This window comes from Streptomyces luteolifulvus (assembly GCF_008806595.1).
GTDB classification, from domain to species: Bacteria; Actinomycetota; Actinomycetes; order Streptomycetales; family Streptomycetaceae; genus Streptomyces; species Streptomyces luteolifulvus.
Genome location: NZ_VZRB01000007.1, coordinates 1 through 16,102 on the forward strand (window position 1 = coordinate 1; position 16,102 = coordinate 16,102).

Genomic DNA, 16,102 nt, shown 5'->3' on the forward strand with positions numbered 1-16,102 from the left:
GAACGGCGCCACAGAGCACTCAACCCGCGCACAGAAGCCAACCACCCACCGGCCAGAAGCCGTTACGCGCCCCGGATTCTCATCCCGCCACGGTGCCGGCGCACAGCGCCGTCATGGGTACTTTTCCCAGGAACTCGGTCTTCATACGGAGTTCCCTGTTCTCGCGTTCCAGCTCGCGCAGGCGGGCGCGTTCGCTGATGTTCAGCGGAGGCTCCTCCCCGGCGTGCTCTTGCCGGTACCGGCTGACCCAGGTGCCGAGCGTTCCCTCGTTCACTTGTATCTCTCGGGCGACCTCGGCGATCGGGCGGGACTCCACGACCACCATCTTCACCGCCTCGTCCCGAAACTCAGGACTGAACTTCCTACGCTTCTGTGCCACGTGCTCTCTCCGCCGTTCTGGACTTCGATCCTATGGGGACCGCTGTCCGAGAACTTCGGGGCGCCTCACAGCGGTAGCGGCGGATCGTGACGTGAAGGATCGTGGGCCGCCAGCCGAGTGGCTCGTGCGCCAGCCGTCGGGTCACGGTGTCACGCGGTGTGCCTTCGCAACCGCAGCGGCGGCACCACTGATCGGACTCGACGACCCGGCACGCGAGAACCGCACGATCCGGGGCGAGTCTCTGACCGGTGACTTCGAGCCCGAGCTCGTCAAGGCGGCAGAAGGTAGTCATGTCAGCGCGGGCGAAGCCCGCCTCAGGGGTAGCGTCGTGCAACGTCGAGGTCTTCCGAATGGGCTTGGTGTAGGGACCCCCTTCCTCGGGAGACCTCGACGCCTACCCGGTCACCGACGCGGGGTGGGCTGCCACCGCCGGTGGGCACAAGTTCCTGACGGTTGATGATCTGAAGTCAACCAGGTGAGGGCGAATCGTCCTGCTTCGGCCCCGGTCGCGCGAAGGTGATCGGGGCCGAAACTTGAACGGTGGCTTCGGTCGTGGCTTGTGGGCCGTTCAGCTACGGGGCATTCAGCGGCCGATGTCGTCCAGCTCGGTCAAGTCCTCATGAGAGAGGGAGAGTCCCGCGCCGGCGATGTTCTCGCGCAGGTGCGCTGTCGATGACGTGCCGGGGATGAGCAGGATGTTCGGTGATCGCTGCAGCAGCCAGGCCAGTGCGACGGACATCTGTGTCGCCTTCAATCGAGCGGCGACCGCCGAGAGCGCCGAGGACTGAAGCGGGGTAAAGCCGCCGAGGGGGAAGAAGGGCACGTACGCCACGCCGTCGGTGGCGAGCCGGTCGATGAGTTTGTCGTCGTGGCGGTGGGCGAGGTTGTACATGTTCTGCACGCACGCGATCGGCGCGATGCTCTGTGCCTCGGTGACCTGCTCCTCGGTGGCGTTGCTGACCCCGAGGTGGCGGATCAGGCCCTGCTGTTGGAGTTCCACGAGCGCCTCGAACGCTTCGGCGAGCGAGCCGGGCTGGGGACCTTCGGCGTTGCCGAGTCGGAGGTTGACCAGGTCGAGTTCGTCGAGCCGGAGGGACTTGAGGTTGTCGTGGACCTGGCGGCGCAGATCTTCGGGTCGCCGGGCCGTGGGCCAGCCACCCTGTTCGTCGCGGGTCGCGCCCACCTTGGTCACGATGTGCAGCGACTCGGGATAGGGGTGCAGTGCCTCGCGGATCAACTCGTTGGTGACGCGCGGCCCGTAGGCGTCGCTGGTGTCGATGTGGGTGATGCCACAGTCGACCGCTTCTCGCAGAACGGCCAGGGCACCGTCGCGATCGGCGGGCGGCCCCATGACCCACGGGCCCGCCAGTTGCATGGCGCCGTAGCCGAACCGGTTGACGGTCAGGTCGCCCAGAGTCCAGGTGCCGCCGGGAAGAGAGGGGGAGGGTGTGCTCATCCTGTTGCCTTTCGTCGTGCACTTGGGGGTGGCGCGTGCTGCCTCCCTGCGTCAGCATTGGAGAGAAACTTCCTGTCGGGAAGTAGGCACTTTGGAGTGCGTAACCCACCCATTGGTGAGAGGTGCGATCAGTGACGACGATGAAGGCGGCCCAGAAGAGGGCTCAGGCCAAGGTGGAGTACAACGCGTTCCTGGCAGCATGCCCCAGCCGGCGGCTGCTCGACCGAATCTCGGACAAGTGGGTCGTCCTGATCCTGTGTGCGCTGGGCGGCGACAACAGCCCTGGCCAGCCCGGTGCAGCACACGCAGACGCTCCGAAGGCGATGCGTTACTCCGAGATCTTTCGTCTTCTGGCTGGGGTCAGCCAGAAGATGCTGACCCAGACGCTACGGTCGCTGGAGCGCGATGGTCTGCTCACCCGTACCGTGACGCCAACCGTCCCTGTCACCGTCTCCTACGAGCTGACCGACCTCGGCCTCTCGCTTCATCACATGACGCGCGGGCTCAGAAACTGGGCGCAGACACACATGGCCGAGGTCCTCGCAAACCGCGAGAACTCCGACGCTCGCACCTCCTGACGACTCACATCCAACCGCCCAACAGCTCTATGTTCTCGGCGCTACACCCTCAACTGCGAAGAGCCACTTTGTCTGCCACCAACTCAGGGGAGCCGGTCCGCTCTCCTGCAGTCGGCATGCCCACAGGAAGCCGCTTCCGCGGCCGGCCACCTTTTCTGCCGCCTGCATGCCGCTCATCCCGGGCCCGCCGCCACTCCCGTTCCCACCACGCCTCGTCGCAGGGCACGAACGACGGATTCGTGCGCCGAGCCAAGCTCTTCAGCACTGTCACCAGGACACGGGCGGTCCGAGGATCAGACGGCACGCTCTTACCATTGCGCCAATCGCTCCACGACGAGGACGCGACCTTGATCGGCGGCTTTTGCGCGTGGCACTACCGCCCTTGTTCGAGCGCCTGGACCATGAAGAGTCGGTGGTGCGCGGTGAGTTGGCGGCGCTGCGGGAGAAGGCCGCGGTGCTGGAGGAACGGCTCGCGCGTCTGACCATCACCCGGGAGACGCTGGCATCGCTGGTGGGCGACGGACGTGGAGGTGCTGCCGTCAGGGCGCTTCACCCGATGCCGGACCCGCCGCCCGTCCCGGGTCCCGCGTCCCAGACCGGTATGGCCAGTGACGAACCGACCCCGACGCCGGGTCCATTGGATCTGGAAGTGGCGCGGGAACGGATTCTGGTGCTGCTGACGGGCGCTCACCAGGCGTTGAAGGTACAGGACATCGGGGAGGCGATCGGTGAGCATCCGGAGCGGGTGGAGACGACCCGTTCGCGACTGAAGAAGCTAGCGAAGGAGGGGCTGGTGGCGGAGGTGTCCCCGGCCTGGTTCGCGATCACGCCCGCCGCGCGGGAGCACCCCGGAAACGGCGGAGAGGGCCCCGGAACAGCCTGATCGGAAAGGCCCGGCGGGCCGCCGTGGTGCGGTCCGTTTCCCGGGCGGGGTGGCACCGCCGAGGGTTCAGCTCGGCGGCGCCGGTTGCGTGAGGTCCCAGCAGAAGGGTGGCTCGCGCCCTTCGAGCGTAGTCGCCGTGCAGGCCGCTCGGAGGGCCGAGCCGCGAAATCGCCATGCCCGGTCGCCTGTTGGCAGATCAGGGCACGGATCGAGGCTCAGTGTTTCCTCATACGGTCAACGCCCGCCGCCGGCGGCCACAGCCCGGAGCGGGTGAAGGCCGCGAGCCGGGCGACGGTCGCGACGTCGGGCCAGGAGCGTCCGGCGAGCAGGTCGGCGATGGCCTGCCGGTTGACGCCGGAGCCATCGGCGGCGGCCCGCAGGCTCAGGCCCCGTTCCTCCAGGACGCCCGCGAGGGCGCGGGCGATGTGGCGGACGGCCTCGGCGGCCGGGTCGGTACACGGTTGTTCGGGCCAGGTTTCCGGATCACGGGTGTGCTGCCTCGGGGGGCGTGCGCGGGCGCGTCCGCCGACCATGTGCGCACCGTCCTGTCCATAGAAGTCGATCAGTCATGGAATGGCTGTTTGTCCAGCCGGCATGCATGGACCGTGGAGCTTGATCCGGACACGTCGGCGAAGATCACCCGCTATCGGCCGAAGGACGCGCCGCCGGCCTGGGACGAGGTCGCCACGGTGGTGCGCAGCGTGGTCGCCTCGACAGTCAGCGCGGTCCCCTACGACGTGGAGCGGCTGCTGCACGTCACCGGCTGTCTGGCCTTGTGGGCGGTGGGCACAGGACTGGGGCGGGAGCCTGACGTGTGGCTGCGCAACGAGGTCATCGACGCGTTCGTCCTCTCCCGGGCGGGCACGATCGAGGCGTCGACGAAACGCACGTACCGGACGTGGCTGCTGCGGGTGCGCGACGCGCTGGCGTTCAGCGAGCGCGGGGAAGCCGCTCCGGCCCTGCTGCACGCCCGGCCGAACCCCCACCAGCCCTACACCCGGGGCGAGTTGGCCGCGTTCAGGCACTGGGCGGAGCACCTTGCGCGCCAGCAGCGCACCGACGGGCTGGCCCTGCTGGGGCTCGGGGCTGGCTGGGGGCTCACCCCGAAGGAGGTGGCGGCCAGCCGGGGCACCCATCTGCGTCGGCTCGGACGGGACGGTCCCCTGCTGCACACGGGGGTCGAGCGCGTCGTCCCTCTGGTGGCCCGCGCCGCCTGGGGCCCACTCCTGGGCGAGTTGGCGGACGCGGCGGGCGGCAACTACCTGTTCAGGCCCCGGCGGACCGCCGCCTACGCCAAGAACCTGATCGGTTCCTGGCCACTGGTCCACCGTCCGCCCGGCCACCTGCCGGGTCTGTCGGCGGGGCGGCTGCGGGCGACGTGGATCGTTGAGCTGATGGCCGCCCGCATCGACCACGACCTGATCGCCAAGGCGGCCGGGCTCGCCTCGGCCGCCTCGCTCGCCCGCTACCAGCACCACGTGCCCCCGCTCGACGAGGCCACCGCGATGCGGCTGCTGCACGGAAGCGGTCCGTGACCGCCCCGGACGCCTGGCGGAATCCGCACAAGGCACGGCGCTGCCGCCCCCGGCCCCTCACCGACGCCCCGCCAGTGATCCCGGACTCGAAGGTCGGCCAGCTTGATACGCTGCTGCACGATTCGGGCATCCTGCCCCTGATCGACCAGGAACTTCAGGGCCGCCCCGGCCCGGACGGCCTCCCGGTGCGCACGGTCCTGGTGGGCCTGCTGCTGGCCCTGCACTACGGCCACGGCGCGAACCTCGCCGACGCCTACCGGATCCTGGCCGACCACCTGCGGCCCACCGCCCGCTCCTGGCTCGGCGTTCCCGACCTCACCGGCGCCGACGCACACGCCCGGCTCGCTTTCTCCCGCCGTGTCTACCGCGCCTTCGACCGGCTGACCACCGCCCTGGACCCGCGCCGCGGCGAGCGCCGCCGGCGCCTGCCCGCCGCCGAAGCCGCCGTCATCGCCGCGTCCTGGGAGGACGACGATCCCGAACACGTCCGCCGCCGGGCCCTGTTGCAGGAGATCAGCGACCGCCTTGTCCTGGTCACCGTCCAACTCGCCTACCGGCACGGCCTGTTCACGGGCTGGCCCGGCGACATCGGCGCCGACACCACCCCGATCCCGTCCTGGCACCACCCGCCCAGCCGCCGTCGCGAGCTCGCCTCCGTCGATCTCACCGCGGGCTGGCACTACTGCGGAGGCGCTGAAGAGGGCATCTTCGGACACTCCGCCACCCTCCTCGTCGCCGCCAGCCGGAGTCACCCCGACGGCGCCCGGCGGGCCGGTGAACGCGTCAGCCGCCACCCCCAGCTCGCCCTCGGCCTGGTCCTGGACACCCCCGGCAAACGCGTCGGCCCGAACGCCGTGCACACCCTGACCCGGCTCGCCGCCCACGGCCTCGGACTGCCCGCCGGACTGCTGGCCGCCGACCGCGCCTACACCGACCAGCTTCCCGCCCACTTCGCAGTCCCCGCCCGCCGCCTGGGCTACCAGCTCGTCCTCGACTACAAACAGGAACACCGCGGCCTGCAGGGCTCCACCGCCTCCGGCGCTCTCCTCGTCGACGGCTCCCTCGCCTGCCCCGCGATGCCAGACGCCCTCGTCCACGCCACCACGAACCTGGACGACAAAGCCGTACGCGAAGCCGGCGACGACGAACCGCTCACCCAACTCCTCGCAGCCCGCACCCCGTTCTTCCTCAAACGCAAACAGAACCCCGACCCGCACGGCACGATCCGTCTGCAGTGCCCGGCCGCCGGGCCTTCGCCCTCGGTCTCCTGCGCCCGCTTCCACCAGGTCCACCAGATCGCCGCCACCCGGCCGGTCACAGTCGACCTCACCAACCCGCGCGCCACCACCGCGCACACCGCGGCCAAACCCACCGTCCCCATCCCCACGGCCGAACGGCTGCGGCCCCCGGCTCCGGAACAGCTGCCGAAGATCTGCCAACGGCCGACGGTCACCGTCCACCCCGGCAGCCTCGGAAAGATCGACAAGTTCCGCCAGGACCGCCACTACCTCCAGCCGTCCTGGCAGGACGCCTACCGGCCCGCTCGGGCCAATATCGAGGGACTGAACGGCAGAGCAAAGTCTCATGGCGTCAACATCGCCGACCCAGCCCGACGACTCGCCCACGGCCGCGTCGCCCAGACCGTCCTTCTCGCCCTGATGATCTTCACGACCAACCTCGGCATCCTGCACAGCTGGACGCAGACCAGCCCACCCACAGCCGACGAGTTCGCCGAGGAAAACATCGGGGGCGACGAACAACAGCCACCCATCTCGTCGGCCTCCGGGATTCCACCGCCCGCCGGCACCCGCACCACCGCAACAACCTGACAGCCCTGCACCACGACCCGAGCTTCGGGCTGCCCGGCGACGGCCACGCTCCGTCTCCCGCACCGAATCACCACCGATCCCCCGGCGAAACCCCGACCAGCAGTCACCCGTGACGCCCCGCACATTCGGACACCGCATCGAACACACCCCGGAAACGCCGAAGATCCCGCCCGATCTTCCGATCGGACGGGATCTCGTCAACTACTCCCGAGCTAACTCAAGAACAGTCGCTGCGTGGACCTGAGGGGATTTGAACCCCTGGCCCCCTCGATGCGAACGAGGTGCGCTACCGGACTGCGCCACAGGCCCTTGCAACGAGTGAAACTCTAGCATCCCCATCAGGGTGCTTGGAAATCCGTTACGGGGCTGGTCACGGCCACACCCCGGAGACCGGCGGACGCCTACTCGTTGGCCGCGCGTGGCCGGTCCCCGTCCTCGTACTGGTCGAAGAGCGGCGTACGCCCGCGCTCTCGGGCACGGCGGGCGGAGGCGGCGCGACGGGCGTCACTGCGGCCGTCCGCCGCCGGCCTGTCCTCCGCGGGGGACGGCTCCTCCGCTCCCCCGTCGCGCGCGCCGGGCTCCGCTTCCTGTTCCTGCTCCTGGTCCGGAGGCACCGAGCTGGACCGCGCCGAGCTCCACGCGTCCGCCGCTCCGAGATCCACATCGGCGGTGGCCCGCGGCGCGACCGGAGCGGTCACATACGTCGGCAGCGGCACCGGCACCGGGTCCCAGCTGTCCCCGTGTCCCGGCCCGCGCTGCCGCTCGCGCTGCTGGTCGACCCACTCGGCGTGGTCGGTCTGCTCGACGAGCGCCCGGCGGTCCGCGGCGAGCGCCGACATCCCGGGATCCACCTCCGGCTCGGGCCCCTCGTCCGGCTCCGCCGCCTCCGCGCCGGTGTCCGCGGCCGTCGGGCGACGGCGCGGCTGGCGTGCGCGCTCCCGCAGTCGCTGTGCGGCGGCCTCGGCCCGGCGCCGGTCCATCTGGTAGGCGAATCGGCGGCGTTCCTGGGCCCGCAGATGCGCGATGTACGCACTGAGCAGTACGGCGGGTACGCCGGGCGCCCAGAGGAACGCGAGCCCGCCGACCGCGGCAACGATCGCGCCGAGGGTGAACGCGAGGAAGAGCATCACGGTGGTACGCCGACGGCGCGCGAGCACCTTCGTACGCCGGGCCCGCGCGGCGGCCGCCTCCGCACTGGCATCCCGCCGGGCGGCCGGCACCCGCTTCCGCTGCGGTGCGCGTCCCCGAGCCCGCTCCTGGTCCCGGACCTGGTCCCGGACCTGTTCACGAACCTGGTCCCGTACCTGTTCGCGCGCCGGTTCCGCCCTTCCCGCGCCGCCCTGCGGCTCGACGGCCGCGTGGGTCTGCTTACGGGTCGGGGGCATGGCGAAGGACCGGACGTCCACCGAATCGGTGACCGCGCCCGGCTCCTCGGCGCTGGGCTCCCCCTCGTCGGTGGAGCGCGCCCGCAGGTCCTTGGCGTACCGGCGCTCCATCCCCGCCCGTCCGGACAGCAACCGGATGGCTGTGCTGAAGCGTTCCGTCGGACGGGCCTCGTTCAGCTCGTCCTGCCTACGGAGCCACATCGGCACCAGGTAGGCGGCCCAGGCCCCGACAATGACTGCGTAGATGAGGCCGCTGCTGCTCACGCCTCACACGGTAGAGGGATTTACGTGAGGCCATCCGCCAATTGAGCCGGTGTGTCGCACGATCTGGCTGATATTTCGAGCTTTTTTTGTGAGCGATGCGATCACTAGGCCACCGAAGGTAGCGAATTCAGCACCCCGAGACGGTCATCCGTCGATCACTTTCGAACATTTATTCAATTTCCCGGCTTTGCGGGATGGGCTATGCCGGATTGTCGTGGGGCGTACTCCGGGATCGTGCCCGCTGCCAGCGCCTCAGCAAACCGTCCGGCACCTCTTCCGCGGTGAGCGCGAAGACGAGGTGGTCGCGCCAGGCACCGTCGATGTGGAGATAACGGGGCCTGAGCCCCTCCTCGCGGAATCCGAGTTTCTCCACCACCCGGCGGCTCGGCCCGTTCTCCGGGCGAATGCAGACCTCGATGCGGTGGAGTCCGACGGTCCGGAAACAGTGGTCCACGGCGAGCGCCACGGACGTCGGCATCACACCCCGGCCGGCCACCGCCTCGTCCACCCAGTAGCCGACATGCCCGGAACACATCGAGCCCCAGGTGATCCCGGCGACCGTCAACTGCCCCACCAGCCGCCCCTGGTACTCGATGACGAACGGCAGCATCCGACCCGCGTTCGCCTCGGAGCGCAGATGCCTGACCATCTGGCGATAGGTGGGCCGGTGGGTGATCGGCCCGGCCGGCGTGGGCGGCGGAATGGTCGCCTCCCAGGGGCGCAGCCACTCCCGGTTGCGCCGGTTGACCTCGCGCCACGCCCGCTGGTCGCGCAGCTTTATCGGCCGGAGGACGACATCGCCGTCCGCCAGCACGACGGGCCAGGATGGGCGGTTCAGCTCGCACCCCCACTGCCGGCGGCGGGTCTGGGGTGGTCACCGCCGCGGATCTGGTCCACGGCGTGCACCAGCAGCGGCTCCAGAACGGCGAGGCCGTCCTTCACCCCGCCGGTGGAACCGGGCAGGTTGACGATCAGGGTCCGCCGCGCCACTCCGGCCAGTCCCCGGGAGAGCGCCGCGGCCGGCACCTTCTCCCGGCCGAACGCCCTGATGGCCTCCGCGATGCCCGGCACCTCGTAGTCGATCACCTCGCGGGTCGCCTCCGGTGTGCGGTCGGTGGGCGAGATGCCGGTGCCGCCGGTGGTCAGGACGACGTCGTACCCGGCCTCGACGCCGGCGCGCAGGGCGGCCTCGACGGGGTCACCGTCCGGCACGACCTGCGGTCCGTCGGCGGTGAAGCCGAAGCTCTTGAGGCCCGCGGCGATCAGCGGGCCACCCTTGTCCTCGTACACACCCGCGGCGGCGCGATTGGAGGCGGTCACGACCAGCGCGCGGTACGCCCCGGTGGTCATGCCCGGCTCCAGTCGCCCGACTTGCCGCCCGTCTTCTCCTCCACCCGTACGTCCGTGATGACCGCTCCCTTGTCGACCGCCTTGACCATGTCGATCACGGTGAGCGCGGCGACGGAGACCGCGGTGAGGGCCTCCATCTCGACGCCCGTACGGTCCGTCGTCCTGACCGTGGCCGAGATCTCCACGGCGTCGTCCGCGACCGACAGATCCAGTTTCACACCGGACACCGACAACGGGTGGCACAGCGGAATCAGATCCGGCGTCCGCTTGGCGCCCATGATCCCCGCGATCCGCGCGGTGGCCAGGGCGTCTCCCTTGGGCACCCCCTCGCCGCGCAGCAGCTCGACCACGCGGGGCGAGACCAGGACGCGTCCGCTGGCGCGGGCGGTGCGCGCGGTCACGTCCTTCCCGGATACGTCGACCATCCGGGCGGCGCCCGCGTCGTCGAGGTGCGTCAGTCGGTCCTGCGTACTCATGGTGTGCGGCGCTCCCGGTCCCGGCCCGCCCCGGTGCGGCGCGCGGGCCTGTTGTGCGCGACACGGTACCCCCATGTCGGGGCGGGCAACCGAGCAGGACCGCGGCGCGAACGGGCACGCGCGCGTGCGCTCAGCCACTGCGGACGGGCACACGCGCCCGCGCTCAGCCGAGCAGAACGACCTCGACCTCGGTGCCGGGCTCGACGGACTCGACGTCCTCGGGGACGACGATCAGCGCGTCCGCCTGCGCGAGGGCCGCGACCAGGTGGGATCCGGCACCGCCGACCGGGCTGACCGTGCCCTCGGCGTACGCCCCGCGCAGGAACTGTCTGCGCCCCTTCGGCGAGGTCAGCGCCTTGTCCGCGGTCAGCTTCGCCCGGGTCGTCGGCCGGTGGACGTCGGCGAGCCCCATGAGGGTGCGGATGGCGGGGCGCACGAACAGCTCGAAGGAGACGTACGACGACACGGGGTTGCCGGGGAGCGCGAGCAGCGGCGTGTGGTCGGGGCCGATGGAGCCGAAGCCCTGGGGCTTGCCGGGCTGCATGGCGATCTTGCGGAACTCGATGCCGCTGCCGGGCTCGTCCTCGTCGCCGACGGAGGACAGGGCCTCCTTGACGACGTCGTACGCCCCCACGCTCACGCCGCCCGTGGTGACCAGGAGGTCGGCGCGGACCAGCTGGTCCTCGATGGTGGACCGGAGCGTCTCGGCGTCGTCGGCGACTCCGCCCACGCGGTAGGCGATGGCGCCGGCGTCGCGGGCGGCGGCGGTGAGGGCGAAGCTGTTGGAGTCGTGGATCTGACCGCTGCCCAGTTTCTCGCCGGGCTGGACGAGTTCGCTGCCGGTGGACATGACGACCACGCGCGGGCGCGGGCGCACCCGGACGGTGCCGCGTCCGATCGCGGCGAGCAGGGCGATCTGCGGCGGGCCGAGAACCGTGCCCGCCACTAGGGCGCGGTCTCCCGCCTTGACGTCGCTGCCCTGCGCGCGCACATGCGCGCGTGCTTCTGCGGGCCGGTACACACGCACCTGGCCCTCGGCGCCCTCGGGGGCCAGCGCACGAGCGCGCATCCCGGTCACCGGGCCCTCCCCGAGGCCCCCGTCGGTCCACTCCACGGGCACGACGGCCTCCGCGCCGGACGGCAGCGGGGCTCCGGTCATGATGCGGGCGGTCTGGCCGGGGCCCACCTGAAGCAGCTCGGCCTGGCCGGCCGCGACGTCCCCGACGACCTCCAGGACGGCGGGGAACTCCTCGCTCGCGCCCGCGACATCCGCGACCCGGACCGCGTACCCGTCCATGGAGCTGTTGTCGAAGGGCGGCAGGGACACCGGCACCGTGACGTCGTCGACCAGGACGCAGCCCTGGGCGTCGAGCAGTTGCAGCTCGATGGGATCGAGGGGGCGGACGGTGGCGAGGATGTCCTCCAGATGCTCGTCCACCGACCAGAGGTGGTCCTGACCGGCGGTGGGGGGCGCGGCGCTGCTCAACGTTGCTACATCTCCTCGGCTACGTAACTGCGAAGCCAGGTCCGGAACTCCTGGCCCAGGTCTTCACGTTCGCATGCGAGTCTGACAATGGCACGCAGGTAGTCGCCTCGGTCGCCGGTGTCATAGCGCCGGCCCTTGAAGACGACGCCGTGGACCGGGCCTCCGGCCTTCTCGTCGTCGGCGAGCTGCTGGAGGGCGTCGGTGAGCTGGATCTCGCCGCCGCGGCCCGGCTCGGTCTTGTGCAGTATGCCGAAGATGGCCGGGTCGAGGACGTAACGGCCGATGATCGCGTAGTTGGACGGGGCGTCCGCCACGTCCGGCTTCTCGACCAGGCCGGTCACCTTGACGACGTCGCCGTCCTGGGTCGGCTCCACGGCCGCGCAGCCGTAGAGGTGGATCTGCTCCGGAGCGACCTCCATGAGCGCGACGACGCTGCCGCCCCGCTGCTCCTGGACCTCGACCATGCGTGCGAGCAGCGGGTCGCGCGGGTCGATCAGGTCGTCGCCGAGCAGGACGGCGAAGGGTTCGTTGCCGACGTGGGGGGCCGCGCACAGGACGGCGTGACCGAGACCCCTGGGGTCGCCCTGACGCACGTAGTGCATGGTCGCGAGGTCGCTCGACTCCTGGACCTTGGCCAGCCGCTCGGCGTCGCCCTTCTTCTCCAGGGCGGACTCGAGCTCGTAGTTGCGGTCGAAGTGGTCCTCGAGGGGCCGCTTGTTGCGGCCTGTGATCATGAGGACGTCGTCGAGGCCCGCGGCCACGGCCTCCTCGACCACATACTGGATCGCCGGCTTGTCGACGACCGGCAGCATCTCCTTGGGAGTGGCCTTGGTGGCAGGAAGGAACCGGGTGCCGAGGCCTGCTGCGGGGATGACAGCCTTGCTGATCCTGGGGTGCGACTGGGTCATGCCCGCAACCTTATCCGGTGCCTTTGCAGGGAATCTGTAGGTCCGGTTAATTGGCTCTCATATGAGCGCAATGGATGGGTACGGGAGCAACTTTGAGTCACATCGGACGTCCGGCCGAGCCTGACAAGCGAACGTTGCGGCGAGAATTCCTCGCGGTGAGGAACACGTTGACGGCGGATGACGTACGGGAGGCGGCCGCCGCGCTGGCCGAGCGGGCACTGGAGCTGCCCGAGCTGGAGCGGGCGCGCACGGTGGCGGCGTACGTCTCCGTGGGCACCGAGCCCGGGACCTTGGCGCTGCTGGACACGTTGCGCGCGCGGGGCGTGCGCGTTCTGCTGCCCGCGCTGCTGCCCGACAACGACCTGGACTGGGGCGCGTACGCCGGGGAGGGCTCCCTCGCGCGCGTGCAACACGGCGGCAGGATGGCGCTCTTCGAGCCCGCCGGCGAGCGCCTCGGCCCGGATGCCGTGACGACGGCCGACGTGGTCCTGCTGCCGGGTCTCGCGGTCGACGCGCGCGGCATGCGGCTCGGACGCGGCGGCGGGTCGTACGACCGGGTGCTCACCCGGCTGGAGCAGGCGGGCGCCCGTCCCGCGCTGGTGGTGCTGCTGTACGACTCCGAGGTCGTCGGGCGGGTCCCCGCAGAGGAGCACGACCAGCCGGTGCACGCGGTGGTGACGCCGTCCGGTGTGCGCCGGTTCGGAGCGGATGTGCCGCACTGAGAGAGGCGAGCCGGAACGGGGCCCGCACACGCGCGTGTGCGGGCCCCGTTCTCATGGCCGTGCCCGCTCAGGGCTTCAGCACCAGCGTGTCGCTCGTGCTGTCGTCGACCGCCTTGTCCGAGAAGGACCAGTCCAGCAGTTCACCCTCGGCCCACCGGCCGGTCTGGTCGGTGTAGTGGGCGCTGTAGGCATGCCCGGAGGCACCGGTGAGGTTGATCCACTTCGACTTGTCGAGGTCGTCGAGGTTGACCACCATCCGCATCGACGGCACCCAGACGACGCCGTAGCCGCCGGCCGCGTTCCAGCCGGTCGCGTTGACCGCCGCCTCACCGCCGCTGAGCTTCCACGGGCCGCGGTTGAGGGCGTACTGCAGGAAGCCGGGGCCGCTCGTGCCCAGGGTCTGGTTCTTCAGGAACAGACGGTGCAGCCGGCCCCAGCTCCAGGTGTCGATGTCCTTGCCGAGCTTGGCGGTCAGCTCCCAACGGGCGTCGATCATGGCGCGCCTGAACAGCTGGTCGCGGTCGGTCGCGCCGGGACGGTTGCCGTTCTTGGGCGTCTGCCACCAGTCGCTGCCCTCGTCGTCCATCAGGCTGCGCACCACCTCGAACCAGCGGTCGCCGCCGTCCGGCTGCGCCTGGTCGGCATCTCGCCGGCCGCACTCGCGCACCTTCTCCGCCTCGTCCACCGGCCCGGTGGTGTTGACGGGGTCGACCCACAGGCACTGGCCCTTGACCCGCAGTTCCTTGGGCAGCTTGTTGCCGAAGGCGTGCTTGAGGATGTTGCGCCAGACCGCGTTGAAGTACGCGGCGGCCGCCGAGTCGGCGTCCTGGGTGTAGTCCCAGCCCTCGAGAAGCTTCTGCGCCTCGCGGACGTCCTTGTCGCCGGTGTCGATCTTCATCAGCTCGGGCACGAGCAGCTTGGCGACCTCACTGCTGTTGTCGAGCTGCATCTGGCGCATGTCGTCGGTGGAGATCTTGCCGCCGCCGTCGATCTTCTGCTCGATCAGATCGGTGATCCGCTGGCTGCGGGCGCCGTAGCCCCAGTCGGTGGTGAGCGTGTGGGGGTACTCGTCCTCGTCGATCACGGCCTGGTTGGCGGTGACGATGTAGCCGCGCTTCGGGTCGTACTCGTACGGCAGCTCGTCCTGGTCGATGTAGCCGGTCCAGGCGTACCGGGGGTCCCAGCCCGGCGCGGGGACCGAGCCGTTGTGGCCCTTCGCGCGCGTGGGGATCTTTCCGGGCAGGGTGTAGCCGATGTGGTCCTCGGTGTCGGCGTAGACCAGGTTCTGCGAGGGCACGTCGAACAGCCGGGCCGCGGCGCGGAAGTCGTCCCAGCCGGCCGCCCTGTCGATCGCGAAGACGGCGTCCATGGAGGTGCCCGGGTCCAGCGCGGTCCACTTCAGCGCGATGCCGTAGCCGTCGCCCCGGTCGGGGGCCGCGGTGTCGACGGTGGCCTTCCTGCCGACCTTGACGAGCTCGTCGTCACGGTCGGACAGCAGCGGTCCGTTGTTGGTCGTGCGGACGACGATCTTCTCGGGCTCCCCGCCGGCGACCTTGATGGTCTCCTCGCGGGAGGTGAAGGGCTTCACCTTGCCGTCGTACAGGTAGCCGTCGCCGCTGAGCTTCTCCAGGTAGAGGTCGGTGACGTCGACCCCGGAGTTGGTCATGCCCCAGGCGATGTTCCGGTTGTGGCCGATGATCACACCGGGCAGGCCCGCGAAGGTGTAGCCGCTGACGTCGTACTGGCACTTGGCGGAGACGGTGCGGCAGTGCAGGCCCATCTGGTACCAGACGGACGGCAGCGAAGGACCGAGGTGCGGGTCGTTGGCCAGCAGCGGTTTGCCGCTGATGGTGTATTCGCCGGAGACGGCCCAGGCGTTGGAGCCGATGCCGTTGCCGTTCACACCGACGGCCGCGGGGACGTCGTCGAGGACCCGGTAGAGGCCGGACAGCTGGCTCTGCAGGGCCGAAGCGCCGGTGCCCGTGGAGGTGCCGGTGGAGGTGCCCGAGGAGCCGCTCGTGGACGTGCCCCCGTTCTGCGCGTACGCCCCGGCGACGTCGTCGTACCGGCCCTCCTGGACGATCGCGGCGTTCCGGCTGTACGGGTACTGCGGGTACAGGTCGGCGATCTGCTTGGGGCCGAGGCGGCTGGTCATCAGGGCGCGGTCGATCTCGTCCTGCATGTTGCCGCGCAGGTCCCAGGCCATCGCCTTCAGCCAGGAGACGGAGTCGACCGGCGTCCACTGGGCGGGCTTGTAGTCGTTGGTGAAGCCCAGCGCCGCGTACTCCAGGGAGATGTCCTTGCCCGCCTTGCCCTCCAGGTAGGCGTTGACTCCCTTGGCGTAGGCCCGCAGGTACTTCTTGGTGGACGCGGACAGCTTGGTGTCGTACTCCTGCTTCGCGACGCGGTCCCAGCCCAGGGTGCGCAGGAACTCGTCGTTGTCGACCTGGCTCTTGCCGAACATCTCCGACAGGCGCCCGGAGGTCATGTGCCGGCGCACGTCCATCTCGTAGAACCGGTCCTGCGCCTGGACGTAGCCCTGCGCCATGAACAGGTCCTCGTCGGAGGACGCGTAGATCTGCGGGATGCCGTAGCCGTCGCGCCGGACGTCGACCGGCCCCGACAGGCCCTCCAGCGTGATCGAGCCCTTGGTCTGGGGGAAGGAGGCACGGACGGTGCTGATCGACCAGTAGGCCCCGTAGGCGCAGCCGCCGATGAGTGCCAGCACCAGGACAAGCACGACCAAACGGGCTTTGCGCCCCTTCTTCCTGCCGGACTTGCCGGGCTTCTGACCCGATGAGGCGGTGGTGTTCGGGGGCATCGCTGTCCTTGCTGTCCTAACGCGAGCGGC

General features: G+C 70.3%; 15 protein-coding genes, 1 tRNA gene and 1 pseudogene. 5 read left to right on the forward strand and 12 right to left on the reverse strand.

Annotation, left to right across the window (positions count from 1 at the left end; all coding sequences use genetic code 11):
- Window positions 1–79 precede the first annotated feature (79 nt).
- The 3 genes and pseudogenes from F7R91_RS12110 to F7R91_RS12120 form a co-directional block, all read right to left on the reverse strand.
- Window positions 80–379: a transposase gene (locus F7R91_RS12110; protein ID WP_150947535.1), complete on the reverse strand. Its 300-nt coding sequence runs from the start codon at window positions 377–379 to the stop codon at window positions 80–82.
- Between the two features lie 67 nt (window positions 380–446).
- Window positions 447–671 (reverse strand): annotated as a pseudogene (locus tag F7R91_RS12115) (ISL3 family transposase); the annotation flags it as partial.
- A gap of 291 nt (window positions 672–962) precedes the next feature.
- Complete coding sequence (locus F7R91_RS12120; RefSeq protein ID WP_150947537.1) at window positions 963–1,835, reverse strand: aldo/keto reductase family oxidoreductase; 873 nt, start codon at window positions 1,833–1,835, stop codon at window positions 963–965.
- A gap of 140 nt (window positions 1,836–1,975) precedes the next feature.
- Here F7R91_RS12120 and F7R91_RS12125 point away from each other — a divergent pair, with 140 nt between their 5' ends.
- Both F7R91_RS12125 and F7R91_RS12130 read left to right on the forward strand, forming a co-directional pair.
- A complete protein-coding gene (locus tag F7R91_RS12125) occupies window positions 1,976–2,413 on the forward strand; it encodes a winged helix-turn-helix transcriptional regulator (RefSeq protein WP_408056030.1) in 438 nt (145 codons plus the stop codon).
- 382 nt (window positions 2,414–2,795) lie between these two features.
- Window positions 2,796–3,296, forward strand: a complete 501-nt coding sequence (locus F7R91_RS12130) for a hypothetical protein (RefSeq protein ID WP_150947541.1) — start codon at window positions 2,796–2,798, stop codon at window positions 3,294–3,296.
- Window positions 3,297–3,511: 215 nt separating this feature from the next.
- Here the strand turns inward: F7R91_RS12130 and F7R91_RS12135 are convergent, their stop codons facing one another.
- Window positions 3,512–3,829, reverse strand: coding sequence for a helix-turn-helix domain-containing protein (locus F7R91_RS12135; RefSeq protein WP_150947543.1), 318 nt, complete (start codon window positions 3,827–3,829; stop codon window positions 3,512–3,514).
- A gap of 72 nt (window positions 3,830–3,901) precedes the next feature.
- On the opposite strand from F7R91_RS12135, the gene F7R91_RS12140 reads away from it, so the two are divergent.
- A complete protein-coding gene (locus tag F7R91_RS12140) occupies window positions 3,902–4,831 on the forward strand; it encodes a hypothetical protein (RefSeq protein WP_150947545.1) in 930 nt (309 codons plus the stop codon).
- Entirely contained in the window at window positions 4,828–6,660 is a 1,833-nt protein-coding gene (locus F7R91_RS12145) for a hypothetical protein (RefSeq protein WP_150947547.1), read from the forward strand. Before F7R91_RS12140 ends, F7R91_RS12145 begins: the two co-directional genes overlap by 4 nt.
- A gap of 235 nt (window positions 6,661–6,895) precedes the next feature.
- On the opposite strand, the gene F7R91_RS12150 is transcribed toward F7R91_RS12145, so the two are convergent.
- From F7R91_RS12150 to galU, 7 genes are all read right to left on the reverse strand, one after another.
- Window positions 6,896–6,969: transfer RNA gene (locus tag F7R91_RS12150), tRNA-Ala, on the reverse strand.
- Window positions 6,970–7,061: 92 nt separating this feature from the next.
- Window positions 7,062–8,309, reverse strand: coding sequence for a divisome protein SepX/GlpR (sepX, locus tag F7R91_RS12155; RefSeq protein WP_150947549.1), 1,248 nt, complete (start codon window positions 8,307–8,309; stop codon window positions 7,062–7,064).
- A gap of 199 nt (window positions 8,310–8,508) precedes the next feature.
- Entirely contained in the window at window positions 8,509–9,123 is a 615-nt protein-coding gene (locus F7R91_RS12160; RefSeq protein WP_191971459.1) for a GNAT family N-acetyltransferase, read from the reverse strand.
- A 20-nt stretch (window positions 9,124–9,143) separates the two neighbouring features.
- Window positions 9,144–9,659 (reverse strand): MogA/MoaB family molybdenum cofactor biosynthesis protein, encoded by a 516-nt coding sequence (locus F7R91_RS12165; RefSeq protein ID WP_150947554.1) that lies wholly within the window; start codon window positions 9,657–9,659, stop codon window positions 9,144–9,146.
- Window positions 9,656–10,135, reverse strand: coding sequence for a cyclic pyranopterin monophosphate synthase MoaC (gene moaC / locus F7R91_RS12170; RefSeq protein ID WP_150947556.1), 480 nt, complete (start codon window positions 10,133–10,135; stop codon window positions 9,656–9,658). Before moaC ends, F7R91_RS12165 begins: the two co-directional genes overlap by 4 nt.
- A 163-nt stretch (window positions 10,136–10,298) precedes the next feature.
- Window positions 10,299–11,621, reverse strand: a complete 1,323-nt coding sequence (glp, locus tag F7R91_RS12175) for a molybdotransferase-like divisome protein Glp (protein WP_150947558.1) — start codon at window positions 11,619–11,621, stop codon at window positions 10,299–10,301.
- A 5-nt stretch (window positions 11,622–11,626) separates the two neighbouring features.
- Entirely contained in the window at window positions 11,627–12,529 is a 903-nt protein-coding gene (galU, locus tag F7R91_RS12180) for a UTP--glucose-1-phosphate uridylyltransferase GalU (RefSeq protein ID WP_150947560.1), read from the reverse strand.
- Window positions 12,530–12,603: 74 nt separating this feature from the next.
- Here galU and F7R91_RS12185 point away from each other — a divergent pair, with 74 nt between their 5' ends.
- Entirely contained in the window at window positions 12,604–13,251 is a 648-nt protein-coding gene (locus tag F7R91_RS12185) for a 5-formyltetrahydrofolate cyclo-ligase (RefSeq protein ID WP_150947562.1), read from the forward strand.
- Window positions 13,252–13,318: 67 nt separating this feature from the next.
- On the opposite strand, the gene F7R91_RS12190 is transcribed toward F7R91_RS12185, so the two are convergent.
- Entirely contained in the window at window positions 13,319–16,072 is a 2,754-nt protein-coding gene (locus F7R91_RS12190) for a penicillin acylase family protein (RefSeq protein ID WP_150947564.1), read from the reverse strand.
- Window positions 16,073–16,102: the final 30 nt, after the last annotated feature.